Origin of the sequence: Massilia psychrophila (assembly GCF_002760665.1) — a bacterium.
Classification (GTDB): Bacteria; Pseudomonadota; Gammaproteobacteria; order Burkholderiales; family Burkholderiaceae_D; genus JAFCUW01.
Window position 1 is genome coordinate 26006 of the sequence record NZ_PDOB01000024.1, and the last position, 24872, is coordinate 50877.

24 protein-coding genes are annotated in these 24872 nt (G+C 62.2%); 4 read left to right on the plus strand and 20 right to left on the minus strand.

All coding sequences use genetic code 11. From position 1 onward, the window contains the following. The first annotated feature begins 1 nt into the window (after position 1). Positions 2-1279: a diaminopimelate decarboxylase gene (gene lysA, locus CR103_RS14610; RefSeq protein ID WP_099916705.1), complete on the plus strand. Its 1278-nt coding sequence runs from the start codon at positions 2-4 to the stop codon at positions 1277-1279. Between the two features lie 4 nt (positions 1280-1283). Here the strand turns inward: lysA and msrQ are convergent, their stop codons facing one another. The 5 genes from msrQ to CR103_RS14635 all read right to left on the minus strand — a co-directional run bounded on the left by msrQ (position 1284) and on the right by CR103_RS14635 (position 7183). After that, complete coding sequence (gene msrQ / locus CR103_RS14615; protein ID WP_099916706.1) at positions 1284-1943, minus strand: protein-methionine-sulfoxide reductase heme-binding subunit MsrQ; 660 nt, start codon at positions 1941-1943, stop codon at positions 1284-1286. 4 nt (positions 1944-1947) lie between these two features. Continuing rightward, on the minus strand, positions 1948-2931 hold the full coding sequence (msrP, locus tag CR103_RS14620; protein ID WP_099916707.1) for a protein-methionine-sulfoxide reductase catalytic subunit MsrP: 984 nt from the start codon (positions 2929-2931) through the stop codon (positions 1948-1950). Between the two features lie 98 nt (positions 2932-3029). Next, on the minus strand, positions 3030-4193 hold the full coding sequence (gene ccsB, locus CR103_RS14625) for a c-type cytochrome biogenesis protein CcsB (protein WP_099916708.1): 1164 nt from the start codon (positions 4191-4193) through the stop codon (positions 3030-3032). Between the two features lie 43 nt (positions 4194-4236). Next, complete coding sequence (locus CR103_RS14630; RefSeq protein ID WP_099916709.1) at positions 4237-6357, minus strand: cytochrome c biogenesis protein ResB; 2121 nt, start codon at positions 6355-6357, stop codon at positions 4237-4239. 151 nt (positions 6358-6508) lie between these two features. Beyond that, entirely contained in the window at positions 6509-7183 is a 675-nt protein-coding gene (locus tag CR103_RS14635; protein WP_099916710.1) for a c-type cytochrome, read from the minus strand. Between the two features lie 158 nt (positions 7184-7341). Here CR103_RS14635 and yihA point away from each other — a divergent pair, with 158 nt between their 5' ends. Further along, positions 7342-8076: a ribosome biogenesis GTP-binding protein YihA/YsxC gene (yihA, locus tag CR103_RS14640; protein WP_099916711.1), complete on the plus strand. Its 735-nt coding sequence runs from the start codon at positions 7342-7344 to the stop codon at positions 8074-8076. A gap of 19 nt (positions 8077-8095) precedes the next feature. Further along, positions 8096-9115: a porphobilinogen synthase gene (hemB, locus tag CR103_RS14645; protein ID WP_099916712.1), complete on the plus strand. Its 1020-nt coding sequence runs from the start codon at positions 8096-8098 to the stop codon at positions 9113-9115. A 6-nt stretch (positions 9116-9121) separates the two neighbouring features. Here the strand turns inward: hemB and CR103_RS14650 are convergent, their stop codons facing one another. The 5 genes from CR103_RS14650 to CR103_RS14670 all read right to left on the minus strand — a co-directional run bounded on the left by CR103_RS14650 (position 9122) and on the right by CR103_RS14670 (position 16623). After that, on the minus strand, positions 9122-9937 hold the full coding sequence (locus CR103_RS14650; RefSeq protein WP_229443102.1) for a hypothetical protein: 816 nt from the start codon (positions 9935-9937) through the stop codon (positions 9122-9124). A gap of 283 nt (positions 9938-10220) precedes the next feature. After that, a complete protein-coding gene (locus CR103_RS14655) occupies positions 10221-13313 on the minus strand; it encodes an efflux RND transporter permease subunit (RefSeq protein WP_099916714.1) in 3093 nt (1030 codons plus the stop codon). Further along, the gene (locus tag CR103_RS14660; protein ID WP_099916753.1) at positions 13310-14476 is read right to left on the minus strand and encodes an efflux RND transporter periplasmic adaptor subunit; all 1167 of its coding nucleotides are present in this window, start codon (positions 14474-14476) and stop codon (positions 13310-13312) included. The genes CR103_RS14655 and CR103_RS14660 overlap by 4 nt, the downstream gene beginning before the upstream one ends. Before the next feature lie 57 nt (positions 14477-14533). Further along, positions 14534-15898: an ATP-binding protein gene (locus CR103_RS14665; protein ID WP_099916715.1), complete on the minus strand. Its 1365-nt coding sequence runs from the start codon at positions 15896-15898 to the stop codon at positions 14534-14536. Continuing rightward, on the minus strand, positions 15895-16623 hold the full coding sequence (locus CR103_RS14670; RefSeq protein WP_099916716.1) for a response regulator: 729 nt from the start codon (positions 16621-16623) through the stop codon (positions 15895-15897). Before CR103_RS14670 ends, CR103_RS14665 begins: the two co-directional genes overlap by 4 nt. A 193-nt stretch (positions 16624-16816) precedes the next feature. Here CR103_RS14670 and CR103_RS14675 point away from each other — a divergent pair, with 193 nt between their 5' ends. Further along, positions 16817-17332, plus strand: coding sequence for a Spy/CpxP family protein refolding chaperone (locus tag CR103_RS14675; RefSeq protein ID WP_099916717.1), 516 nt, complete (start codon positions 16817-16819; stop codon positions 17330-17332). An 11-nt stretch (positions 17333-17343) separates the two neighbouring features. On the opposite strand, the gene dsbD is transcribed toward CR103_RS14675, so the two are convergent. The 10 genes from dsbD to rplO all read right to left on the minus strand — a co-directional run bounded on the left by dsbD (position 17344) and on the right by rplO (position 24847). Continuing rightward, on the minus strand, positions 17344-19236 hold the full coding sequence (dsbD, locus tag CR103_RS14680; protein WP_099916718.1) for a protein-disulfide reductase DsbD: 1893 nt from the start codon (positions 19234-19236) through the stop codon (positions 17344-17346). Positions 19237-19403: 167 nt separating this feature from the next. Then, complete coding sequence (gene rplQ, locus CR103_RS14685; RefSeq protein ID WP_099916719.1) at positions 19404-19799, minus strand: 50S ribosomal protein L17; 396 nt, start codon at positions 19797-19799, stop codon at positions 19404-19406. A gap of 129 nt (positions 19800-19928) precedes the next feature. After that, positions 19929-20906, minus strand: a complete 978-nt coding sequence (locus CR103_RS14690) for a DNA-directed RNA polymerase subunit alpha (protein ID WP_099789594.1) — start codon at positions 20904-20906, stop codon at positions 19929-19931. Positions 20907-21028: 122 nt separating this feature from the next. Then, positions 21029-21652: a 30S ribosomal protein S4 gene (rpsD, locus tag CR103_RS14695; protein WP_099916720.1), complete on the minus strand. Its 624-nt coding sequence runs from the start codon at positions 21650-21652 to the stop codon at positions 21029-21031. Positions 21653-21846: 194 nt separating this feature from the next. Next, complete coding sequence (rpsK, locus tag CR103_RS14700) at positions 21847-22251, minus strand: 30S ribosomal protein S11 (protein ID WP_008444339.1); 405 nt, start codon at positions 22249-22251, stop codon at positions 21847-21849. Positions 22252-22264: 13 nt separating this feature from the next. Continuing rightward, a complete protein-coding gene (rpsM, locus tag CR103_RS14705; RefSeq protein ID WP_099789589.1) occupies positions 22265-22630 on the minus strand; it encodes a 30S ribosomal protein S13 in 366 nt (121 codons plus the stop codon). Between the two features lie 29 nt (positions 22631-22659). Next, complete coding sequence (gene rpmJ, locus CR103_RS14710) at positions 22660-22773, minus strand: 50S ribosomal protein L36 (RefSeq protein WP_010394471.1); 114 nt, start codon at positions 22771-22773, stop codon at positions 22660-22662. 36 nt (positions 22774-22809) lie between these two features. Continuing rightward, positions 22810-23028 carry a translation initiation factor IF-1 gene (infA, locus tag CR103_RS14715; RefSeq protein WP_005663428.1) on the minus strand — a complete coding sequence of 73 codons (219 nt, stop codon included), beginning with the start codon at positions 23026-23028 and terminating at the stop codon, positions 22810-22812. 23 nt (positions 23029-23051) lie between these two features. Next, entirely contained in the window at positions 23052-24386 is a 1335-nt protein-coding gene (gene secY, locus CR103_RS14720) for a preprotein translocase subunit SecY (RefSeq protein WP_099916721.1), read from the minus strand. Positions 24387-24415: 29 nt separating this feature from the next. Then, positions 24416-24847: a 50S ribosomal protein L15 gene (gene rplO / locus CR103_RS14725; protein WP_099916722.1), complete on the minus strand. Its 432-nt coding sequence runs from the start codon at positions 24845-24847 to the stop codon at positions 24416-24418. Between the last annotated feature and the right edge of the window lie 25 nt (positions 24848-24872).

Consider the following 24872-nt stretch of genomic DNA (forward strand, 5'->3'; position numbering starts at 1 on the left):
CATGCCGCATTTTTCTTATCAAGCCGGCGTCCTGCACGCCGAAAGCAAGTCCTTGTCCAACATCGCCGAACAGTTCGGCACGCCGACTTACGTCTACTCGAAGGCGGCACTGCTGGAAAATTTCGATTCCTACGCCAACGCCTGCGCGGGGCGCGATGCGCTGGTGTGCTACGCCATGAAGGCCAACTCGAACCTGGCGATCCTCGACATCCTGGCGCGCCGCGGCGCCGGCTTCGACATCGTCTCGGGCGGCGAACTGCTGCGCGTGATCGCCGCCGGCGGCGATCCGGCCAAGGTGATTTTCTCGGGCGTCGGCAAGACCGTCGCTGAAATGCGCCTGGCACTGGCCCACGACATCCTGTGTTTCAACGTCGAGTCGATCCCCGAACTGCACCGCCTCAACGAAGTGGCAGGCGCGATGGGCAAGACCGCGCGCGTGTCGCTGCGGGTGAACCCGAACGTCGACGCCAAGACCCACCCCTACATCGCCACCGGCCTGAAAGCGAGCAAGTTCGGCGTGGCTTTCGACGATGCGCTGGCGACTTACCGCACCGCCGCCGGCCTGCCGCACCTGACAGTGGCCGGCATCGACTGCCACATCGGCTCGCAGTTGCTGGACGACGCCCCGCTGCTCGAAGCGCTCGATAAACTGATCGAACTGATTGACGCGCTGGCGCGCGAGGGCATCGTGCTGCACCACCTCGACATTGGCGGCGGCCTGGGCATTAACTACGGCGAAGCCGGCGAAGCCGAACCGGTGCCGGTGGCGGACTACCTGGGACGGCTGTTCAAGCGGATCGACGCCTGGCGCGCCGAGTGCTACGCCGGCGCGCCGATCAAGGTGATTTTCGAGCCGGGCCGCTCGATTGTCGGCGATATCGGCGTGCTGCTGACGAACATCGAATTCTTAAAACCCGGCCAGGAAAAGAATTTTTGCGTGGTCGATGCGGCCATGAACGACCTGATGCGCCCTGCCCTGTACCAGGCGTGGATGGACGTGCAGCCGGTGGTTGCGCGCGCCGGCGAGGCCCACACCTACGACGTCGTCGGCCCGGTATGCGAGTCGGGCGACTGGCTGGCGCGCGAACGCGCCCTGGTGGTGGCGCCGGGTGACCTGCTGGCGATCATGAGCGCCGGCGCTTACGGCCTGACGATGTCGTCGAACTACAACACGCGCGGGCGCGCCGCCGAAGTCATGGTCGACGGCGATTGCGTCCACCTGATCCGCCAGCGCGAAAACCCGGCCGATCTGTTCGCGCTCGAGTCGATCATTAAATAGAGGATTACAAAGCGCTGCCGCTGCGCGCATTCGCTTGATGCGGCTGCGCGCGCGCGGCCGGTTTTGCCAGCTTCCAGTAAATCCGCAGTCCCAGCAGCACAGCGACGATCGCACCGAAGATGATCGGCTGCTCGAAGTCTTGCTTGCCCGCCTTCATCCACCAGAAGTGCAAAATGCCCAACGGCGCGACCAGGTAGATCAGCCGGTGCAGCCATTGCCAGCGCTTGCCGCCCAATCGCCTGATCATGCCGTTAGTGCTCGTAATGGCCAGGGGAATGAGCAGCACGAAGGCGCTGAAACCGACCGTGATGAACGGGCGCTTGAGCACGTCCTTCCACATCTCGGCGACATCGAAGAAATGGTCGAACCAGAGGAAGGTCATGAAGTGCAGGAAAGCGTAAAAAAAGACGAACAGCCCGATCTCGCGGCGCAGTTTCAGTATCCAGTTCCAACCGGTGAACTTGCGCAGCGGCGTCACCGCCAAGGTCATGCACAGGAAGTACAGCACCCAGTCGCCAGTGCCGCGCGTGATGTGCTCGAGCGGCTCGACCAGTTGCTGCGTGACGGTGAGGTAGGTCATCTTCGCCACCGGCACCAGCGCCAGCGCGAAGACGGCCGCCTTGATGGCGCCGACCTGGCGCGCTGTCGGATTGAACTTGGCCATGGCGTCAGAAGTTCTTTTTGAGGTCCATGCCGGTGTACAGCGACGCCACCTGCGGGTAGCCGTTGAACATCAGCGTCTTTCTCTTCTTCTGGAAAAAACCGTCCTCGCCGATGCGCCGTTCGGTCGCCTGCGACCAGCGCGGATGGTCGACCTCGGGATTGACGTTCGAATAAAAACCGTACTCGGACGGCGCCGACACGTTCCATGCCGTCTTCGGCTGGTCCTTGACGAAGCGGATCTTGACGATCGACTTGGCGGATTTAAACCCATACTTCCACGGCACGATTACCCGCACCGGCGCGCCGTTCTGGTTCGGCAACACCTGGCCGTACATGCCCATCGTCAGTAACGTCAACGGATGCATCGCCTCGTCCATCCGCAAGCCTTCGACATACGGCCACTCGAGCACGCGGCTGCCGACGCCCGGCATCTGCTTCTTGTCGGCCAGGGTGATGAACTCGATGTATTTGGCGTTGCCGGTCGGCTCGACTTTTTTAATCAATTCGGACAGCGAAAAACCGACCCACGGGATCACCATCGACCAGCCTTCGACGCAGCGCAAGCGGTAGACCCGCTCTTCGAGCGGCGCCAGCCTGGTTAAACTGTCAAGGTCGAGCGTCATCGGCTTTTTGACTTCGCCTTCAATCGACACCGTCCACGGCCTGGTTTTGAGCGTGTCGGCGTTGGCGGCCGGCTCCGACTTGTCGGTACCGAACTCGTAAAAATTATTGTAGGTCGAGGCGTCCTTGAATGGCGTCTGCTTTTCCATGGTGGAATAAGCCGGATTGCGCTTGCCGGCAAATTTCTGGGCGGCGGGCGCATCAGCGGCGAAGGCCTCGCGGTTGGCCATTTCCCACAGCGCACTGCCAACGGCGGCGCCGGCCGCCATCCGGGCGATGAACTTGCGGCGCGATTCGTAAACTTCCTGCGGCGTGATTTCGGACGAAAACGGCAGGTCGACGCCGTTCGGGCTACGTTTGATCAGCATGGGTTCTCCGGCAATTCAGTGATGTGTGGAAAGCGGTTTGTCGTGGACATAGGCTTACCTTACACTATCCTGCCAAATATTTCCGTGCGCTGCGGAACCTACAGCTTGCCGTACGAATGCAAGCCCGACAAAAACATGTTCACGCCAAGGAAAGCAAACGTCGTCACCAACAGGCCGATCAGCGCCCACCAGGCCGCCACTCGTCCGCGCAGGCCCGACATCAGGCGCATGTGCAGCCAGGCGGCGTAGTTGAGCCAGACGATCAGCGCCCAGGTTTCCTTCGGGTCCCATGACCAGTAGCCGCCCCAAGCGTCGGCCGCCCACAGCGCGCCGAGGATGGTGGCGACGGTAAAGAAGGCGAAGCCGACCGAGATGGCCTTGTACATGACGTCGTCGAGCACTTCGAGCGGCGGCAAGCGGTCAACCAGAAGGCCATGCGACTTGAGCAGGTAGGCCGAACCGACCATCGCCGCCAGCGCGAAGGTGCCGTAACCGATAAAGTTGGCCGGCACGTGGATCTTCATCCACCAGCTTTGCAGCGCAGGCACCAGCGGCTGGATGTCGGCGGCGTCGCGGGTGACGGTGTACCACAGCAGGAAAGCGACCGCGGCTGCGATGATCAGCAGCACGAACGGGCCCAGCTGGCGGGTGGCGTAGCGCTGCTCATAGTACAGATAGAACATGGCGGTGATCATCGAGAACAGGATGAACACTTCGTACAGGTTCGACACCGGGATGTGGCCGACGTCGACGCCCACCAGATAGGATTCGTACCAGCGCACCATCATGCCGGTAAAGCCGAGGATCACGCCGGCCCAGCACAGTTTGGAGCCGACCGACAGGCCGAAACCGGAACGCGAGATCAGGCCGATCCAGTAGAACACGGTGGAGAACACGAACATCGCGCTCATCCACAAAATCGCCGACTGCGACGACAGCATGTATTTGAGGAAAAACTTCTTGTTGGCCATGTCGAGGTTGCCGGCGTACAGGAAGATTGCCCACAGCGACAGCAGCGCGATGACCGGCATCAGCCAGCGCACCGGCTTCCAGTGCCACGCCAGCGCGATAAAAGTCGGCGCGGTCAGCACCAGGATCGCTTTTTCGTAGTAATCCATGAAGTTGCCGTAGCGATTCAGGGCGAACACGACACCGCCCAGCAGCACGGCGGCGAACAGCCAGTCGAGCGCGCCGAGGCGGCGGAAATAGCCGGGCGCCTGCGCGTAGGTCTGGGTTGAAGTTTGAGGTTGTAACAGTTCCATTATTTTTCTCCTGGGACTACCAGCGCTGCGGCGCTTGGCCAGCTTACGCCGATTGTGGCAGTTTCGCTTTCATGTCATTGAATTCATGTTCAAAATCAAGCGTCTTGCGCTGGGTGCTCATCGCCATCAGCGCGCGGCTACCGGGCTGGCCATCGCCGGCGTCGCTGAGCCACACCCACAGCCGGCGTTCGCGGATGTAGAACATCGAAAAAACGCCCAGCACCAGGAACAGGCAGCCGAGATAGACCACTTTTTTGCCGGGCGAGCGGGACACCTGCAGCACCGACGCTTTAATTTCGACAAATTCGTCGAGCTGCAGGTAGACCGGCGCGCCGTAAAAGAAACTGTCAGACAGCGCGTTGGTGGCCAGTTGCAGGAAGCGGGCGTGGGTGTCGTCGGCATTGACCGCAGCCTTGCCGTCGCGTTCGCGCGCGGCTTGCCACAATTCCCACAAGGTGCCGTTGAGCATTTTAAGGAAGACATTGGCGGCGTTGCGCTGTTCCGCTTCCGGCACCTTGAGCGAACCGATAAATTCCGACATCGCCATGAAACCGCCCCCCTTGCCCGCGCCGCTTCCGGCGAAGATGGCGAGGGTCTTTGCGCTCGATTCCTCGAGCTGCTTTGCCAGTGCCAGGGCGCCGGCGCTGGCGCTGCCGTCAGAAGGGATCGCGCGCTTCGCATAACGGGCAGCGGCCAGCGCACGCAGGGCCGGATCGGCCAGCGCGGCGCGCAGGCGCATCCATTCGCGCACGCTGTACTCGTCATCGGCGGGAATGCGCAGGAAACTGAAGGCGTCGGACGGCGATTCGCGCATGCCGGCCAAAAACACTTGCACGCCGTCGATGGTGACCGGCTGCATGTAGTTCTGAAATTCGCGGGCCTGGCCGGTCTTGTCGCGCAGCTTGTACTGCACGCTTGGGCCAACGTTCTTCAAGTCCTTGTTATTGGCGTTCTTGGCGGCCGAGCCGGAGTGCTTGTCGAGCGTGAGGGCAAACTGCTGTTCGAGGCTTTGCCCCTTGGTCACCGCGCGCACGTCGGCGCCACCGATGTTTTCGACGTTAAATGGACGAAATCCCGACCACTCCACCGAATACTGCTCGCCGCCGCGCTTGAGGTCGGTCGCGGCGCCGACTTCGCCGGCCAGTGCGAAGCTTTGGCTGTCGACCCCTGCCATTGGAAAGCCGGTCAGCTTGAGCTTGCTGCCGCCGTCCTCAAAACTCGACTGGTACATCGCCACGCCCTTGTAGATCAGCGGCTTGTTCACTTCGATGGTGGCGGCAAAGCTGTTGCCGGTCTCGTGGTCGCGGATCAATACGTCGCTGGCGAACAGCTTGGGCATGCCGGTCGAGTAGAAATCGATGGTGAATTTCTTCAGCATGATATCGAACGGCAAGTCCTGCACCAGCACCCCGCTTGCCTGCGGGATGATGGCCGTCTGGCTGCTGCCGCCTTCCGGAATCATGGTGTTGCCGCGGAAAGTGGGATTACCCAGGCCCAGCCTGTGGCGGGCCGGAATGTCGGCGATCACGCCGGTGCCGCCGAACGGAGTTTTGCCCATGAACCACTGCTGGAAGCGGATCGGCAGGTCCGAGTCGAGCATGCCGCCGACCAGGATGATGATGATCGAGCTATGGGCGAAGATGTAGCCGAACTTGTTGGCCGCGCCCTTGCGCGCCGCTACTAGCGTGCCGTTGCCCTTGTCGACGATTTTAACGGCGTAGCCGGCGTCGCTCAGCCGCGCGGCGCTCTGGCTTGCCAGCTCAAAGCGTGGCAACGTCGAGTTCCATTCGGCCTTGTGGTGGAAATTGCGCAGCGATTCCTCGCGCACGTTTTCGCGCCAGCTGCGCATGTCCTTGATCATCTTCGGGCCGTTGCGGGCGATGCACAGCGCGGTCGAAGCGATCAGGAAGGTCAGGATCAGCAGGAACCACCAGGCCGAATACACAGCGTACAGGCCAATTTTGTTGAACACTTCGAACCAGAACGGCCCGAACTGGTTGACATAGTTCGGCATCGGCTCGTTTTGCTTCATCACGGTGCCGATCATGGAGGCGATGGCGATGATGGTAAGCAAGCTGATGGCAAACCGCATCGACGACACCAGCTCGACCGCTTCGGCCGGCGCGCCGCGCCTGGTTTTCAATTCAATTCCGGTGGTGTTCATACTGGACAATTTCCTGTGCTGCGGGTCGGGCACTGCGCCATTGACTCTCGAGGATATCAACAAAAAGGGCAGCCCGCTTGCGCTGCCGCCCTTTCAGGTGATGCCGGCTGGCGCGCCCGTACTGCCCGCCTCCGTGTGCTTACGCGTTTGCTTACTTCAGGCCGGCGATATAGTCGGCAACGGCTTTCATTTCGTCGTCCGACAATCGCTTGGACAGCGTTGTCATCTGGGCGCTGTTCTTGCGTCCGCCGGCGCGGAAGTTCACCAGTTGGGCGACGGTGTAATCCTGGTGCTGCCCGGCCAGGCGCGGATACTGGCTCGGCAAGCCGCCGCCGTTGGCGCCATGGCAGCTGGCGCAGGCGGCAACGCCTTTGTCGGCAATGCCGCCGCGATAGATTTTTTTACCCAGCTCGAGCGTGTCCTTGTTCCTGGCGGCGCCCGGCTTTTGCTGCTGCGTGCCGAGGTAGGCGGCGATGTTTTTCTTTTCAGCATCCGTCAGCATCTTGGCGTACGTCGTCATGAGCGGATGATTGCGGTCCGGGCCGGTGAATTCGACCAGTTGCTTGTAGGTGTAGCTCTCGATCTGGCCAGCCAGTTTCGGATTGGCGGCGATGGTCGAATTGCCGGCGGCGCCGTGGCAGGAAACGCAGGCCGGCAGGCCACGCGCAGCGTCGCCCGCGTCGTACAGCGTGCCGCCCTTGGCGACGTCGGCCTTGATCACGGCCGGCGCCGCTGCGCCGCTGGCTGGCGGCTGCTGCGCTGCGCAAACGAGACCGGAAACCGCCAGGGTCGCTACCAACAAGGATTTCACAAACACACGATTCATTCAGCCACCCTGAGACGAAAGTCAAAAATTAGTTTTATGTATTAGTTTTATATAATTGTGCAAGCCAAATGACGGCGGCTTAGCTCCAATCGTAACCCCTTATTGTACAATAGCTTTCTTGCGTTATCGCTCCCTTTTGTCGCATTTTCTCCCTCCCTATGTCCAAACTTTGGCAAGCCCGCTTCTTTACGACCGTCAACCAACTACGCGACCTGCCCGACACGCAGGCGCCCGAAATCGCCTTTGCAGGGCGCTCGAATGCCGGCAAATCGACCGCCATCAACATTCTGACCAATCAGAAGGGGCTGGCGTTCGCCTCCAAAACGCCGGGCCGGACCCAGCACATCAATTACTTTTCGATCGGCGGCGCCCAGGTCGGCCAGCACCGCAAGGACGTCACCATCGTCGAGGAAATCGAGGCCTTCCTGGTCGACTTGCCCGGCTACGGTTACGCCGAAGTGTCCGGTTCGGCCAAGCTGCACTGGCAAAGGCTACTGGGCGACTACGTCCAGCGCCGCGAACAGCTCGCCGCGCTGGTGCTGATCATGGATTCGCGCCGCCCGTTCACCGAGCTCGACGTGCAGATGCTCGAATGGTTCGCCCCGACCGGCAAGCCGATCCACTGCATCCTGACCAAGGCGGACAAGCTCAACCGCAACGAATCGACCAACGTGCTGCGCCAGGCGCGTATGATGCTCGAAAGCTATGTCGACGAGGACGGCGAAGGCTTCCCGTTCACCGTGCAGCTGTTCTCGGCCCTCAAGCGGGTCGGCATCGACGAAGCGAACGCCAAGATCATCGACCTGCTCGGGCTGACCGATGTGCCGTTCGACCCGGACGCGGTGCTGGTCGATCCGGTCGACTCAGTCGACCCTGACGGCGCTAACGCATAACTTTTTTTATCGAGAGACCATGCCCGCCATTCCTTTCGCCGCCTACCCCGCCATCCGACTGCGCCGCATGCGGCGCGACCCGTTCTCGCGCGCGCTGATGCGCGAGAATACGATCACGCCGGCCGACCTGATCTACCCGGTGTTCATCCTCGATGGCGTCGGCCAGCGCCAGCAGGTCGCCTCGATGCCGGGTGTCGAGCGGGTATCGGTCGACTTGCTGTTGGAAGTGGCGCAGGAATGCGTGACCTTGGGCATTCCGGTGCTGGCAATTTTCCCCGTGATCGACGCCGCGCTGAAAACCTACGACGGCATCGAGGCGCTCAACCCCGACGGTCTGGTGCCGCGTGCGGTGCGGGCGTTGAAAAGCCGCTTCCCGGAACTGGGCATCCTGACCGACATCGCGCTCGACCCGTACACCACGCATGGCCAGGATGGCCTGCCGGATGAATCGGGCTACATCGTCAACGAACTGACCATCGCCATGCTGATCCGCCAGGCCCTGACGCACGCCGCCGCCGGCGTCGACGTGGTGGCGCCATCGGACATGATGGACGGGCGCATCGGTGCCATCCGCGCCGCGCTCGAAGAAGCCGGCCACATCCACACCCGCATCATGGCGTATTCGGCCAAGTATGCGTCGGCGTTCTACGGCCCGTTCCGCGACGCGGTAGGCTCCTCGGCCAACCTCGGCAAGGCCGACAAGAACACCTACCAGATGGACCCGGCCAACAGCGACGAGGCGCTGCGCGAAGTGGCGCTCGACCTGGCCGAAGGCGCCGACATGGTGATGGTCAAGCCCGGCATGCCGTACCTGGACATCGTGCGCCGGGTAAAAGACGAGTTCCGCGTGCCGACCTTCGCCTACCAGGTCAGCGGCGAATACGCGATGATCAAGGCGGCCGCGCAAAACGGCTGGCTCGACCACGACAAAGTCATGATGGAATCGATGATGGCGTTCAAGCGCGCCGGCGCCGATGGCGTGCTGACGTATTTTGCGCGCGACATCGCGCGCCTGCTGCGCGACAAGCGCCAAGGCTAGGGCCCATCAGCGCGAGGCCCGCCGGTATTCAGGGAACATTTCCTTGAACAGGAAGGCCTCCAGCGTGGCGCTGTCCTGCGGCCGCGCGCTCATCGTCACCACCCGTTGCAGGCGGTGCGAATCCCATTCGAAATCGCCGGTCTTTTCCTTGCGGATCAGCTCGACCATCTTCTTGACGATGGCGGTCTCGACATCGACCTCGGTGCCCTGCTCCACCGTCAACTGCTGCAACCAGCGCCGCTTGAAGTTCGGGTTCCAACCGCGAAATTTCAGTTCGGCGCTGTGGAAAGTCTTGTTCGAAATGCTGAACACGCCGCCGGTCTCGTTGCGGTCGTCGCCGCGGCTGCGCCCGTTCGCCGCCGCGATGTTGGCCATCGCGATGCGGGTTGCGCGGGCGTTCTCGCTTTCCTCGGCCGGCTCGTTGCCCGGGTCCCTGGCGCCCCTGGCCTTGCGGCGCGCTTCGATGTAAGCCTGCATGTCGGCTTCGGGCGGCGGCGGCGTGGTCACCGGTTTCGGCTCGGCTTGCACCACGTTGACCGGTTTTTCATCGGGCAAAGTAATCGTATTTGGCAGGCGCTTGATCTGTACCGGCGGCGTCTTTGGCGTTTTCTTGGGCGCCTGCTGCTGCTGCGGTTTTGGTTTCGGCTTGCCTGGCGGCAGCGGTGCGATGTACACGATCGCGGCGCCGGCCGGCGGCGCGGCGTGCTTCTCCCGGTGGTCCTTGGTCAGGAAAAAGAGCGCCACCAACAACAGATGCAGCAGCACCGTCAAGACGAGACCGGTACGGTTGGCGCCGCGCACGCCGTACGGCGTCGCTGCCACGCTCAAAGCGTGGCCGCAATGGGCGCAAATACCATCGTGTTCCGGTGAAAAATGGGAGTGGTCGCGCAAAATGAATACGGCTTTCCGAGGGACGGCGTCAAAGGCAGCACAAGAGGCGCAGTCTAACCGTTTTGCGGCGGCTGCGCACGCGCGGGTACTTGTGCAGCTTACAAGACAGCCTGCCTGGCGGTTGTTACAGAATGTATCGGCTGAGCCTCGCCTAAGCTTTCCCCCGCCAGCCGATCAACGCATCAACGTATCAACGTATCAACGTATCAACCTATCAACGCGCCGCGTCGAACTCCTTGAGCTGGACGTCGGTCATCGGCCCGATGCCGCTGAAGCGGTCCAGGTACAGGTAAATCACCGGCGTGATGTACAGCGTGACCACTTGCGAGAACAGCAGGCCGCCGACCACCGCCAGGCCGAGCGGCTGGCGCAGTTCGGCGCCGGCGCCCAGGCCCAGCGCGATCGGCAGCGCGCCCATCAGCGCGGCCAGCGTGGTCATCAGGATCGGCCGCAGACGCAAAATGCACGCTTCGCGGATCGCCGCCTCCGGCGCCATGCCGCGGTTGCGCTGGGCGTCGAGGGCGAAGTCGATCATCATGATGGCGTTTTTCTTGACGATGCCGATCAGCATCAGGATGCCGATGATGGCGATCATGGTCAGGTCGAGGCCGAACAGGCGCAGCGTCAACAGCGCCCCCACCGCCGCCGACGGCAGGCCGGCGAGGATCGTCAGCGGATGGATGTAGCTCTCGTAGAGCACCCCGAGCAGCACATAAATGACGCCCAGCGCGGCGACGATCAGGATGATCTGGCTCGATTGCGAATCCTTGAACACGGCCGCGTCGCCGCCGTACTTGGTGATAATCGACGGCGGCAGCTTCATGTCGCGGCCCATCTTGTCGATCGCGCCGGTGGCCACGCCCAGCGGCACGTCCGGCGCCAGATTGAACGACAGCGTGATCGCCTGCAGCTGGCCCTGGTGGTTGACCGAGATCGGGCCGACCGTGCGCTCGACCCGCGCGAACGAGGACAGCTGCACCAGCGCGCCTTGTTTGCTGCGCACCGACACGCGCGCGAGCGCATCGTCAAACTGGCGATCGCCCAGGTCTGCCTCGAGGATCACGTTGTAGCTGGCGGCCGGCGCGTAGATGGTCGACACCTGGCGCTCGCCAAAGGCGGCGTACAGCGCGGTGCGCACGTCGGCCATCTGGACCCCCAGCACGTTGGCTTTGTCGCGGTCGATCCTGAGCTGGGCCTGCAGGCCGCTGTTTTGCGAATCGCTGGTGACGTCGCGGAAGCTGGGGTCGTTGCGCATCGCCTGCTGGAACTTGGCGGCCCACTCGCCGAGCGAATCGGAACTGACGCTTTGCAGCGTGTACTGGTAGCGGCTCTTGCTGGGCCGCCCACCCAGCTGCAGGTTCTGGATCGGGCTGAGGTACACCGCGATGCCGGGAATGGCGCGGGTGGCGCGGCGCACGCGGTCGAGCACTTGCGCCATCTTGTCGCGCTCGGCGCGCGGCTTGAGCACCAGGAACATGCGTCCGCTGTTGCCGCCGCCCGTAAACGACGTCACGTCCTTGACGGCCGGATCGGCCATCAGCACCGCCACCACTTTTTCCTGCAGCTCGAGCAGCGCGGCCGATGAGGTGTCTTCGGCAGCTTCCGTGGTGACCCGGATCTGGCCCAGGTCTTCTTCGGGGAAGAAGCCTTTCGGGATCGTCACGTACAGCACCACCGACAATGCCAGGGTGCCCAGTGCAATGAGCAGCACCACGCTGCGGTGCGCCAGCGCGGTGTCGAGCGAGCGCGCGTAGCCGTTGCGAACGCGCGTGAAGCCGGCTTCGAAGTGGCGCCCGATGAAACTCTTTTCGCCTTCGCCGTTGTCGACGTGGGCCGGCAGCAGGCGGCTGGCGAGCATCGGCACCAGCGTCAGCGAGACAATCGCCGAGACCAGGATCGCCAGCCCGACCACCACCGCGAATTCGTGAAACAGCAGGCCGATCACGCCCGGCATGAAGAAGATCGGGATGAACACGGCCACCAGCGAGATCGAGATCGAGACGATGGTAAAACCCATTTCCTTCGAGCCGACCAGCGCGGCGTCGAGCGGCTTCTTGCCCATCTCGATGTGGCGCACGATATTTTCCAGCACCACGATGGCGTCGTCGACCACCAGCCCGACCGCCAGCGTGATGCCGAGCAGCGAGACGTTGTTGAGACTGTAACCGAGCCAGTTGAGCAGCGCGATGGCGCCAAGCAGCGAGATCGGCATCGTCACCGCCGGAATGAAGGTGGCGGAGGCGCGGTGCAGGAACAGGAAAATCACCAGCACCACCAGCGCCACCGTCAGCGCCAGTGTCAGGTTGACGTCGTGGATCGCTTCGCGGATCGACACCGAGCGGTCGTTGACCAGGTTGATCTTGATCGAGGCCGGCACCTGCGACTGGAAGCGCGGCAGCAGCTCGCGCACCGCGTCGACCACCTGCACCGTGTTGGCATTCGGCTGGCGCTGCACCAGCAGCACGATCGAGCGCTCGCCGTTGTAGCTGCCGGCAGTCTTGACCGACTGGAAGCTATCCTCGACGGTGGCGACGTCTTTCAGGCGCACCGCTTCGCCATTGCGGTTGGCGACGATCAGTTCGGCAAACTCGGCGGCCTTCATCAGCTGGGCATTGCCCTGGATGGTCAGGGTCTGGCGCGGGCCGTCGAGGATGCCGAGCGGCGAATTCGAGTTGGCAGCGCGCAGCGCGATCGCCAGTTCGTCCATCGACAGGTTACGCGCGTTCATCAGGTCGGCCTTGGCGCGCACCCGCACCGCGAAGCGCTTCTGGCCGTTGACGCTGACCTGCGCCACGCCGGGCAAGGTCGACAGGCTTGGCGCGATCAGGTTTTCGGCGTAGTCGTTCAGCTCCGACAGGCTCAGCGAGGGCGACGTCATGGTCATGAACAGCACCGGCGCATCGGCCGGGTTGACCTTGCGGTAGGACGGCAGCTCCGTCATCTCCTGCGGCAGCTGGCGCTGGGCGCCGAGCAGCGCGGCCTGGACGTCGATGGCGGCGACGTTGACGTCGATGCTGGGGTTGAACTCGAGCGTCAGCGAGGTCTGGCCCTGGGTGCTGGTGGACGTGATCAGGTCGATCCCGGCAATCGTCGAGAACTGCTTCTCGAGCGGCAGCGCGACCGATGAGGCCATGGTTTCCGGGCTGGCGCCGGACAGATTGGCCGACACGTTGATGACCGGCGTGTTATAGCTCGGCAGCGCCGCCACCGGGATGCTGCGGTAGGCCAGGATGCCGACCAGGATCAGGCTGATCGACAGCAGCACCACCATGACCGGGCGCCGGATGCTCAGTTCGGAGATGTTCATGCCGGGGCATCCTTCCTGGCCACGCGCGTGGCGCCTGCCGGTTCGGCCGGTTCGGCCGGTTTCACTTTGCCGCCCGGGCGCAGGTTCTGCTTGCCCTCGGTAATGACCTGCTCGTCGCCGGCCAGGCCGGAGACGGCCGCGTTCAGCCCGAACCCATGCAGGCGCTCGACCGGCACCTGGCGCGCCGCCAAGTCGGCATCGACGACGTAGACGAAGGTGCCGCGCGTGTTGGTGATGATCGCCGTCTGCGGGATCACCACCGCGTTGGGCAGCGTCTGTACCGTCACCTTGGTGGTGACGTACTGGCCCGGCCACAGGCTGCTGTCGCGGTTGTCGAAGCGGGCCTTGACGCGGATCGTGCCGGCGACCGGATCGACCGCATTGTCGATGAAGCTGAGCGTGCCGGTGACGGCCTGGCCGGCGTCGCCAGCGCTGGCCTCTACCCGCACCACGCCGCTCTTCTGCGCCGCCAGCAGCTTGCCGAGCGCCGCTTCCGGCAAGGTAAAGGCGACATTGATCGGATCGAGCTGGGTGACCGAGGTCAGCGCGGTGGCCGGCTGCACCAGGCTGCCCGGGAACACGTTGATGGCGCCGACCCGGCCCGCCATCGGCGCACGGATCGTGTTGTAGCTGGCCGACACGCTCGTCGAGCGCAGCGCGGCCTGGTCGGCCGCCAGCAACGCGCGCGCCGCCTCGACCTGGCTTTTCAGCGTATCGACCGCGCTTTGCGACAGGAACTTCTGCGCCACCAGTTCCTCGCTGCGCTTGTACTGGCGCTCGACATCGGCCAGCGCCGCCTGGTTGCGCGCGATCTGGGCGCGCGCCTTGTCGACGTTGGCGCGGTCGCCGCGGTCGTCGAGCGAGAACATCAGTTCGCCTGCCTTGACGAACTGGCCTTCCTTGATGTGGACGGTGCGGATGGTGCTGGTGGTCTGCGGATGCAGCTCGACGCTGCTGACCGGGGTCACGCTGCCGTTTGACTGCAGCACGACCGGCACATCCTGGCGCTGCGGCTTGACGACGTTGACCGCGGTCGGCGGCTGGCCGGCGCCTTTCGCCGTGGCCGCGGATTTGGCCGGCTCGGCGCCGCCCTGCAGGTACCAGGCGGTAGCGCCGATGATGGCGATAGCGGCGGCAATGACGCCGATATTTTTCTTGTGCATGCTATTTTTCATGGCCGCCCAGATGGACGGCGGTTCCTGTTAATTGAGTTCAGTACGTCATTTTCCGGCGTAATACTCGGGCAGCACCAGCGTCACTTCGAGGCCGCCGTTGGGGTGGTTGGCCAGCGCGAGGGTGCCGCCATGCTGCTCGGCGATGTTGCGGGCGATCGTCAGACCCAGCCCGGTGCCGCCCGATTCGCGCGAACGCGAGCTCTCGACCCGGTAGAACGGCTCGAACACCCTGGCCTGCTCGGCTTCGGCGATGCCGGGGCCGGCGTCGCGGATGCGGATGCGCGCCGCGCCGGCCACCCGCTCGACCTTGACAGCGGCCTGGTGGCCGTACTTGACGGCGTTGTCGATCAGGTTGACCAGGCAGCGCCGCAAGCCCATCGGCCGGCCCATCAACGCCATCGCTGCACGGCCGCTGAGTTCGACCTGCTGGCCGGCGTCGCTGGCGTCAGCGCACACGCTGTCGAGCAGCGAATCGAAATCGAGGGCCTGCATGGTTTCGGTGGTGTCCATGCTGCGCGCCAGGTCGAGCCCTTCGCGCACCATCGCCTGCATCGCCGACAGGTCGCCCACCAGGCGCTCGCGCAGTTCGGCGTCGGCCACTTTTTCCAGCCGCAGGCGCAAGCGGGTCAGCGGGGTTTGCAGGTCGTGGGTGATGGCCGCCAGCATCTGGGTGCGCTGGAAGATGTACTGGCGGATGCGCGCCTGCATGGCGTTGAACGCGGCGCTGGCCTGGCGGATCTCGCTGGCGCCGGCCAAGGCCAGCGGCGGATGGTTGATGTCGTTGCCGAGGTCCTTGGCGGCCTGCGCCAGCTGCTCGAGCGGGCGGGTGGTCATGCGCGCAACCAGGTAGGCGAGGACGGCGATACTGACCAGGAACAGCCCGATAATGGTGGAAAAGTCGGTCTTGCCGGCGATCAGCGAGGAGCGCGGCGGCAGTACCGACAGGCGCAGCGATTCGCCGTCGCGCAAGCGCACGTCGATCGCTTCGCAGGCACCACGCCACTGCGCCTGGGTCGGTCCGAACATGGTCGACTGGGTGCGCGGCACGTCGCAGGCGTGCGGGCGGGCGGCAATCGACTCGAGCATGTAGGCAGGCCCCAGGCGCTGCGCCAGCGCGGCGGCAAATTGCGACAGCGCCTGCGCGCGCGGCAGCGGGCTGGCGATTTCCTCGAGCCGGATGCCGGGCCGGTTGGCCACCGCCAGGTAGGCCAGCCGGGCCGACGCCGGCACCACTTCGGTGGCCATGATCAGCTGCTCCGAGCGCTCCAGCGCGTGCAGGTCGCGAAAGTCTTCGATCACGCGCTGGCGTTCGGCGTCGGCCAGCCACTGCGTCAGCGCGGCCGACAGCACGATACCGAGCAGCAGGGTAAGGAAGACGCGGCCCGTCATCGAGCCGAAAAATGCTTTCATGCGGACGGCACCACCGTCACCTGGCCGGCCAGCACGTAGCCGCCGTTGCGTACTGTCTTGATGATCTGGGGCAGGCGCGCGTCTTCGCCCAGCTTCTGGCGCAGGCGGCTGATCTGGATGTCGATCGAGCGATCGAACGGATCGGCGTCGCGGCCCTGGGTCAGGTTCAGCAGCTGGTCGCGGTTGAGTACCCGGTTGGGATGTTCAAGAAAGACGCGCAGCAGACGGAACTCGGCGCCCGAGAGCATGATGACGATGCCGTCGGGGTTGAGCAGGTGGCGCGCCGTCAGGTCCAGCGTCCAGCCCGAAAACTTCATCTGTTGGGCGTTGTCGGACGGCGTATTGGACGGCATCGCATGGCTGCGCCGCAGCACGCTGCGAATGCGCGCCAGCAGTTCGCGCGGCTCGAACGGCTTGGGCAGGTAGTCGTCGGCGCCCATTTCGAGGCCGAGGATGCGGTCGAGCGGCTCGTTGCGCGCCGTGAGCATGATGACCGGCAGGGTCGAGTGCGCGCGCAGCTTGCGGCACAGGGTCAGGCCGTCGTCGCCCGGCAGGTTCAGGTCCAGCACGATCAGGTCGGGCCGTGCTTCGTCAAGTATTTTCCACATCGCCTGCCCATCGGCCGCGGCCAGCGCGCGATAGCCGTTCGACTCGAGGTAGTCGGCCAGCAGGGAGCGGATGTCGCGGTCGTCGTCGACGATCAGAATGGTAGAAAGAGTATCCATACGCGATTATCGCCAGTAAAAGCAGCCCTGAACAGCCTATTTGTATCGGCATGTGTATACCATCGGAGTCGAAACATATTGATACAAAGTGTGCGGCAGCGTACACGCGGCGGAAACACTGGAGGCAGATGATCAACATGTGCAGTGAGTACTTGCAATGCACATACCTACTTAACGCTCAAAGGATTCAACCATGAACACATTACACAAGCAGGTCTTGATCGCCTTGACCGTGCTCGGCATCGGCAGCACGGCGCTCGCCGCACAGGCGCAGCCGACCGCGCCGGAAGGACGTCATGCGAACGCCGCCACCCAGCAGGAGCGGATGGCCAAATGGGGCGAGTACATGGCCAGGCGCCAGGCAAAAATTCATGAAGCGCTGCAGCTAACGGCGGCGCAGGAACCGGCTTGGGCGGCTTACCAGTCGGCCATCAAGCCGGCCGCCGAAATGGCGATGGACCAGCACGGCGAGCGCGCCGCCTGGGCCATGCTGCCGGCGCCGGCCCGCATGGAGAAGATGCTCGGCATGGCCAAGCAGCACACCGCCGCGATGGAATCGCACCTGGCCGCGCTGAACACGTTTTATGCGGTGCTGACGCCGCCGCAGAAGAAGGCGTTCGACACCGCCACCATGCACGGCGGTAGCCATCGTGGCGGCCACCACGACGGCGCAGCGATGACGGAGATGAAAGGCGTGATGCCGCACTGACTCGTCGCCAACTACTTCAGCCGCTCCAGCGAGGCGGCGAATTTGACGCTGTTTTGGTAGCCGATGACGCGGCTGTCGGGGATCTCCTGGCCGCGCCCATCGAACATGATGATGCCGGGCGGCCCGAACAAATTAAAACGCTTGAGCATGGCCTTGTCGTCGGCGTCGTTGGCGGTGACGTCGACCTGCATCAGCACGCTGTCGGCCAATCGGGCTTTGACGGCGGGATCGACAAACGTCAGTTTTTCCATTTCCTTGCACGAGACGCACCAGTCGGCGTAGAAGTCGAGCAAGGCGGTCTTGCCGCCGGTGCGTGCCAGCGCGGCGTCGAGATCGGCCACTGTCTTGACGCGCGCAAACTGCAAGCCGTGCGCCTGCGCCGCGCCGCCGAGACTGGCCAGCGGCGCCAGCGGATCGCGCCCGCCGCCGGCCAGGCCGATCAGCTGCAGTATGCCGAGCACGGCGAAGAGCGCGCCCAGGGCGGTGGCGCCCCAGTGGCGCGCCGGGCGCATCAGGTAGAAACCGTAGCCCATCAGGAGCGCCGCCCACAGCGCCATCTGCAGCAGCGCCGGCAGCACTGGCGACACCAGCCAGATCGCCATCGCCAGCATCAGCACGCCGAAGAAACGCTTGACCGCATCCATCCAGGCGCCGGCGCGCGGCAGCAGCGAGCCGGCCGACACGCCCACCAGCAGCAGCGGGACGCTCATGCCGATCGCCATCGCAAATAGTGCGGCGCCGCCGATGATGACGTCGCGGGTCTGGCTGATATAGACCAGGGCGCCGGCCAGCGGCGCCGCCACGCACGGGCCGACGATCAGGGCCGAAATGGCGCCCATGGCAAACACGCCGGCCAGCTTGCCGGACGCCTGGCGGCCCGACGCCATAGCCAGCCGGGTCTGCAGCGCGGCCGGCACTTGCAACTGGTAGACGCCGAACATCGACAGCGCCATCGCGACGATCAGGATGCCGAAGCTGCCCAGCACCCACGGATTTTGCAGCGCCGCCGCCAGCCCTTCGCCGAGCAGCCCGGCCGCGACGCCCAGCGAGGTGTAGACCAGTGCCATGCCGAGCGCGTAGGTGCTTGACAACAGCAAACCGCGCGAGCGCCTGACTTGGGCGCCTTCGCCGACGATGATCGACGACAGGATCGGCACCATCGGCAGCACGCAGGGCGTGAAGGCCAGGCCGAGGCCGAGCAGGATGAAGGCCGGGATGATGGCAAGCAGCTTGCCGCCAGCCAGCACCGCAGTGATGCCGCCCAGCTCGGACGGCCTGGCGGCAGGGGTCATAGCGGCGGCGGCGGTGGCAGAGGTCGCGGGCATGCCGGCGCTGATCGCCGGGGGCAGGCTCATCGCAGGTGCGGCTGCCGGCGCGCCGATCGACGTCGCCTGGGCAGGCGTGCTGAGCGCAACGGTACTGCCCATCAGGCGCGCGCTGGCGTCTTGCGGCGCATAGCACAGGCCGGCGTCGGCGCAGCCCTGCGACGTCGCGTTTAACGTGAACAGGCCCGGCGCCTGGACGGGAATCGTGATCGTTACCGAATGGCGGTAGGTTTCGACGTTTTTTTGAAAGGTGTCGTCGAATTTGACTTTACCCGCCGGGAAGCTGGGGTTGCCCAAGGTCGCGGACTCGGCCGTAAATTTAAAACGCTCGCGGTACATGTAGTAACCGTCAGCGATCTCGTAGGTAACGGCGACCGTGCCGGCATCTATCATGCGGGCAGAAAATTTGAAAGCAGCACCGGGTTCGAGGTAGTCGTCGGCGGCTTTGGTGTGGCCGGGGACCAGCATCGCCGCGAGCAGCAACAGCGTAAATAACGGCGCAAATAACGGCGCAAATACGCGCAACAGCCCCGCCAACGGCGAACTGGCATTGGCGGAACGGGTCGAAACACTGGCCATGATTTTCCTGTAAATTTTAACGCTTGCCCGTCCTTCCGGGCGCAGCCAGCATAGTACACCCGTGCCACGCTTCACGCCGGGCCACTCTTTGCGCGGCTGTAAAAAACAAAAAGCCAGGCTAGGCCTGGCTTTGATTGTAACGATGATAGTGACGATGAGCGCGCTGATTACTCGGCCGTTACGGCATCTTCCACATCGGTGACTTCTGGGCGGTCCATCAGTTCGACGTAGCACATCGGGGCATTGTCGCCAACGCGGAAACCCATTTTCAGGATGCGCAGGTAGCCGCCGTTGCGGTTTGCATAGCGTGGGCCGAGTTCAGCGAACAGCTTCAGCACCATTTCGCGGTCACGCAGGCGGGCGAATGCCAGGCGCTTGTTGGCCAGGGTGTCGGTCTTGCCCATAGTCAAGATCGGCTCGATCACTTTACGCAGTTCCTTGGCTTTAGGAAGGGTGGTCTTGATGGCTTCATGACGCAGCAGGGAAACAGTCATGTTGCGCAGCATGGCAAGACGGTGGGACGAGGTACGGTTCAGCTTGCGAAGGCCGTGACGGTGACGCATGGTAATTCCTTTCGAGTGTTTTTATTCCAGTTCTTCGATCGGTGATTGAATCGCCGCGGACCGGTTTTAAAAAAAGTTAAAAAATGCCAACCGGGCACAGCGCCCGGCCAGATGCTGCAAAATATGTTTTTACTTCTCAAGCCCGGCAGGCGGCCAGTTTTCCAACTTCATGCCCAAGGTCAAGCCGCGCGAAGCGAGCACTTCCTTGATTTCGTTGAGCGACTTGCGGCCTAGGTTCGGCGTCTTCAGCAGTTCGTTTTCCGAACGCTGGATCAGGTCGCCGATGTAGTAGATGTTTTCGGCCTTGAGACAATTGGCCGAGCGCACCGTCAGCTCGAGGTCGTCGACCGGACGCAGCAGGATCGGATCGACCAGCGGGGCGCGCGATGGCGCTTCGGCGGCCGCTTCCGTGCCTTCCAGCGCGGCAAATACGTTGAGCTGATCGACCAGTACACGGGCCGACTGGCGGATCGCCTCTTCGGGCGTGATCACGCCGTTCGTTTCGATGTTGATGACCAGCTTGTCGAGGTCGGTACGCTGTTCGACACGGGCCGATTCAACGAAGTACGATACCCGGCGCACCGGCGAAAACGACGCGTCCAGGATAATCCGGCCGATCGTCTTGTTGGTGTCTTCGGACAGGCGACGCACGTTGCCCGGAACATAACCACGGCCCTTTTCGACCTTGATCTGCATGTCGAGCTTGCCGCCGGCGGTCAGGTGAGCGATCACGTGGTCCGGGTTGATCAGCTCGACGTCATGCGGCAGGTCGATATCGGATGCCAGGATCGCGCCCTCGCCTTCCTTTTTCAACGTTAACGTGACCGAATCACGGTTGTGCACTTTGAACACAACGCCCTTCAGGTTCAGCAACAGGTCGACGACGTCTTCCTGCACGCCGTCCAACGACGAATATTCGTGCACAACGCCAGCGATCGTCACTTCGGTAGGCGCGTAGCCGACCATCGACGACAGCAGCACACGACGCAACGCGTTACCCAATGTGTGGCCATAGCCACGCTCGAACGGCTCCATCACGACTTTGGCGTGACCGGCACCGAGGGATTCAACATCGATAATACGTGGCTTCAACAAACTGTTTTGCATGAAATGTCCTTTTCAATACCCTCGGCTCGTTACGCCGATAAGGCTGATGGCATTAGTGAAAACGCCCGCTCCTTGTGGAGCGGGCGGAAATACGACTACGGCAAAGCTAGAAACTGCCGCTATTAACGCGAGTACAGCTCGACGATCAGCGCTTCGTTGACGTCGTTGGCGATTTCGTTACGCTCTGGGAACGAACGGAAAGTGCCTTCCATCTTCTTCGAATCGACCGACACCCAGCTTGGCATACCAATTTGTTCCGCCAGCGAAAGTGCTTCGAGGATACGCACTTGCTTCTTCGACTTTTCGCGCACAGCGATGATGTCGCCGGTCTTGACCGAATACGAAGCGATATTGACAACGTTGCCGTTCACGGTGAACGCTTTGTGGCTGACCAACTGGCGCGCTTCGGCGCGGGTCGAACCAAAGCCCATCCGGTAGCAGACGTTGTCGAGGCGCGCTTCCAGCAAACGCAGCAGCGTTTCGCCGGTATTGCCCTTGCGGCGGTTCGCTTCGGCGAAATAGCGGCGGAACTGGCGCTCGAGGATGCCGTACATGCGCTTGACTTTTTGCTTCTCGCGCAGCTGGTTACCGTAGTCCGAAGTGCGGGCGCCCGATTTGACACCGTGCTGACCTGGCTTGACGTCCAGTTTGCATTTCGAATCGAGCGAACGACGTGCGCTCTTGAGAAACAGGTCCGTACCTTCACGGCGGGACAATTTTGCTTTAGGTCCGATATAACGTGCCACGATGCTTCCTTTTATTTAATGATCACGCCCCGAGGACACCTTTATTAAAAGATGCGGCAGGCGCTAGTCCGAATCTGCTGTAGTCCGGACGGTGGCTTCAATACCCGGCGCACATGCGCGACAGGCGACGACAGCCGGGCAGTATACCCTATTCGGGAACTGCACCGGCGATCTTTTCAGCGAAGTGCGGCGTATTAGATACGACGACGCTTCGGTGGACGGCAACCGTTGTGCGGCACCGGCGTCACGTCCTGGATTTCGGTGATCTTGATACCCAGGTTGTTCAAAGCGCGAACTGCCGACTCACGACCAGGACCTGGGCCCTTGATGCGTACTTCGAGGTTCTTCACGCCGCACTCAACAGCGACCTTGCCTGCAGCTTCAGCCGCAACCTGCGCTGCGAACGGGGTCGATTTACGCGAACCCTTGAAGCCTGCACCGCCGGACGTCGCCCACGACAGGGCGTTGCCCTGGCGATCGGTGATCGTAATGATGGTGTTGTTGAACGATGCGTGGACATGCGCGATGCCTTCAGCGACGTTCTTCTTAACTTTTTTGCGTACGCGCGCTGCTGCGGCGCTGCTTTGTTGCTTAGCCATATTTGTTTCCTAGTTATTTCTTAAGCGATTGAGCAGCCTTGCGCGGACCTTTGCGGGTGCGGGCGTTGGTGCGTGTACGCTGGCCGCGGCAAGGCAGGCCCTTCCGGTGACGCATACCGCGGTAGCAACCCAGATCCATCAAACGCTTGATGTTCATGGACAGCTCACGGCGCAGATCGCCTTCTACGACAAACTTCGCGACTTCGTCACGCAGCTTCTCGAGTTCGTTATCGTCCAGGTCCTTGACTTTTTTATTCGTCGCAACACCGGTCGCGTCGCAAATCTTCTGCGAGCGTGGACGTCCAACACCGTAGATCGCCGTAAGGCCAATAACAGTGTGCTGATGATTTGGGATGTTTACCCCTGCAATACGTGCCATTCGTTATTCCTCAAATAAATAACGTTAAATTAACCTTGACGCTGCTTGTGACGCGGTTCCACGCAGATTACGCGGACAACGCCTTTGCGCTTGATGATCTTGCAGTTGCGGCAGATCCGCTTGACTGATGCGAGAACTTTCATATTTGCACTCTCTTTAGATTGGTTCGATTTTTAATCTTACTTGGTACGGAACACAATCCGGGCCCGGCTCAAGTCGTACGGCGTCAACTCCACCGTCACCTTGTCGCCAGGCAAGATGCGAATGTAATTCATCCGCATTTTACCCGAAATATGTCCGAGCACCACGTGGCCGTTTTCCAGCTTTACTCGAAATGTAGCGTTAGGCAGATTCTCAAGAATCTCCCCCTGCATTTGTATGACGTCGTCTTTTGCCATTCGGTCTGTGCACTCCTGGGCGCTTATCGCGTCGGAATTCCGCCCTTGAAATTTGCCTTGCGCAGCAGCGATTCATATTGCTGCGACATGACGTAGTTTTGTACTTGAGCCATGAAGTCCATGGTGACAACCACAATAATCAACAGGGAAGTACCACCAAAATAAAACGGTACCTTCCATTGGGCTTGCATAAATTCCGGCAACAAACACACGAGGGTGATGTACACCGCGCCGGCCAACGTCAACCGCATCAGAATCTTGTCGATGTAGCGGGCGGTCTGGTCGCCGGGACGAATCCCCGGCACGAACGCGCCACTCTTCTTCAAGTTATCCGCTGTTTCCTTGCTGTTAAATACCAGCGCTGTATAGAAGAAACAGAAAAATACGATTGCTACTGCATACAACAGCGCATGGATAGGCTCACCAGGACCCATCGATGCCGCCAGGTCTTTCAAGAACCCGATGAACGGGCTGCTGCTGTCTTTACCCTTCGTGAACCAATCCACGATGGTCGCCGGGAACAGGATGATCGACGACGCGAAGATCGGCGGGATCACGCCGGCCATGTTCAGCTTCAACGGCAAGTGGCTGGTTTGACCGCCATAGACCTTGTTGCCGACCTGGCGCTTCGCATAGTTGACCAAAATCTTGCGCTGGCCACGTTCGACAAACACCACGAAGTACGTTACCAACACCACCAGCAGGATGATAAAGATCGCTGCAAGACTGCTGATCGAACCGTTCGAAATCAAGGTGAACAAGCCACCCAGCGCCGACGGCAGACCGGCCGCAATACCTGCAAAAATAATAATCGAAATACCGTTACCAAGACCGCGTTCGGTAATCTGCTCACCCAGCCACATCAAGAACATGGTGCCGGTCAGCAGTGTTACCACTGTCACGAAACGAAACGCCATGCCAGGATCAAGTACCAGGCCCGCTTGCGACTCGAGCGCCACAGCAATGCCGAATGCCTGGAACAACGCCAGCGCCACCGTGAAATACCGGGTGTACTGGGTGATCTTCCGGCGTCCTGCTTCGCCTTCCTTCTTCAGCGCTTCCATCGTCGGCGAAACGATCGACACCAGCTGCATGATGATCGAGGCCGAAATGTAAGGCATGATACCGAGCGCAAATACGGTGAAACGCTCCAGCGCGCCGCCCGAGAACATGTTGAACATGCCCAGGATGCCGCCTTCGTTCTGCTTGAACAGCGCTGCCAGTTGTACCGGGTCAATCCCGGGAACCGGGATGTGCGCACCGATACGGTACACGACCAACGCGCCAAGCAAAAACCAGAGCCGACCCCAAGGGAAGCCAGCTGCCGCACTCTTACCAAGTTGTGAATTAGTCGCCAATTTGTGCTCCGATCAAGCCGTTAGCCAACTCAGGCTACCGAGCCGCCAGCAGCTTCAATTGCCGCTTTCGCGCCTGCAGTCACTTTCAAGCCCTTGAGGTTCACCGCTTTGGTGATCTCGCCGGACAGGATGACGCGCACATCGCGCGCCAGCACTTGCAGGATGCCAGCTTGCTTGAGCACCAGGATGTCGACATCGCCGACCGCCAGGTTATTCAGGTCCGACAGGCGAACTTCCGCTTTGAACGTTGCATTGAGCGACTTGAAACCACGCTTAGGCAGACGGCGCTGCAAAGGCATCTGACCGCCTTCGAAACCGACTTTGTGGAAACCGCCCGAACGCGACTTTTGACCCTTGTGACCACGGCCAGCGGTTTTACCGATGCCCGAGCCAATACCACGGCCTACGCGACGCTTGTAATGCTTGGCGCCTTCAGCTGGTTGAATTGTATTCAATTCCATGAATTTCTCCGTTCGAATAAGCCCG

Bases quoted from the DNA above. Each gene is read 5' to 3' on its own strand.
- hemB (WP_099916712.1), top strand. From the start codon at position 8,096: ATGCCCGCCATTCCTTTCGCCGCCTACCCCGCCATCCGACTGCGCCGC.
- lysA (WP_099916705.1), top strand. From the start codon at position 2: ATGCCGCATTTTTCTTATCAAGCCGGCGTCCTGCACGCCGAAAGCAAG.
- CR103_RS14675 (WP_099916717.1), top strand. From the start codon at position 16,817: ATGAACACATTACACAAGCAGGTCTTGATCGCCTTGACCGTGCTCGGC.
- rpsM (WP_099789589.1), bottom strand. From the start codon at position 22,630: ATGGCACGTATTGCAGGGGTAAACATCCCAAATCATCAGCACACTGTT.
- CR103_RS14635 (WP_099916710.1), bottom strand. From the start codon at position 7,183: ATGAATCGTGTGTTTGTGAAATCCTTGTTGGTAGCGACCCTGGCGGTT.
- rpmJ (WP_010394471.1), bottom strand. From the start codon at position 22,773: ATGAAAGTTCTCGCATCAGTCAAGCGGATCTGCCGCAACTGCAAGATC.
- CR103_RS14670 (WP_099916716.1), bottom strand. From the start codon at position 16,623: ATGGATACTCTTTCTACCATTCTGATCGTCGACGACGACCGCGACATC.
- ccsB (WP_099916708.1), bottom strand. From the start codon at position 4,193: ATGGAACTGTTACAACCTCAAACTTCAACCCAGACCTACGCGCAGGCG.
- CR103_RS14630 (WP_099916709.1), bottom strand. From the start codon at position 6,357: ATGAACACCACCGGAATTGAATTGAAAACCAGGCGCGGCGCGCCGGCC.
- rpsK (WP_008444339.1), bottom strand. From the start codon at position 22,251: ATGGCTAAGCAACAAAGCAGCGCCGCAGCAGCGCGCGTACGCAAAAAA.
- CR103_RS14660 (WP_099916753.1), bottom strand. From the start codon at position 14,476: ATGCACAAGAAAAATATCGGCGTCATTGCCGCCGCTATCGCCATCATC.
- dsbD (WP_099916718.1), bottom strand. From the start codon at position 19,236: ATGGCCAGTGTTTCGACCCGTTCCGCCAATGCCAGTTCGCCGTTGGCG.
- msrP (WP_099916707.1), bottom strand. From the start codon at position 2,931: ATGCTGATCAAACGTAGCCCGAACGGCGTCGACCTGCCGTTTTCGTCC.
- msrQ (WP_099916706.1), bottom strand. From the start codon at position 1,943: ATGGCCAAGTTCAATCCGACAGCGCGCCAGGTCGGCGCCATCAAGGCG.
- infA (WP_005663428.1), bottom strand. From the start codon at position 23,028: ATGGCAAAAGACGACGTCATACAAATGCAGGGGGAGATTCTTGAGAAT.
- CR103_RS14655 (WP_099916714.1), bottom strand. From the start codon at position 13,313: ATGAACATCTCCGAACTGAGCATCCGGCGCCCGGTCATGGTGGTGCTG.
- rplO (WP_099916722.1), bottom strand. From the start codon at position 24,847: ATGGAATTGAATACAATTCAACCAGCTGAAGGCGCCAAGCATTACAAG.
- yihA (WP_099916711.1), top strand. From the start codon at position 7,342: ATGTCCAAACTTTGGCAAGCCCGCTTCTTTACGACCGTCAACCAACTA.
- CR103_RS14665 (WP_099916715.1), bottom strand. From the start codon at position 15,898: ATGAAAGCATTTTTCGGCTCGATGACGGGCCGCGTCTTCCTTACCCTG.
- CR103_RS14690 (WP_099789594.1), bottom strand. From the start codon at position 20,906: ATGCAAAACAGTTTGTTGAAGCCACGTATTATCGATGTTGAATCCCTC.
- rplQ (WP_099916719.1), bottom strand. From the start codon at position 19,799: ATGCGTCACCGTCACGGCCTTCGCAAGCTGAACCGTACCTCGTCCCAC.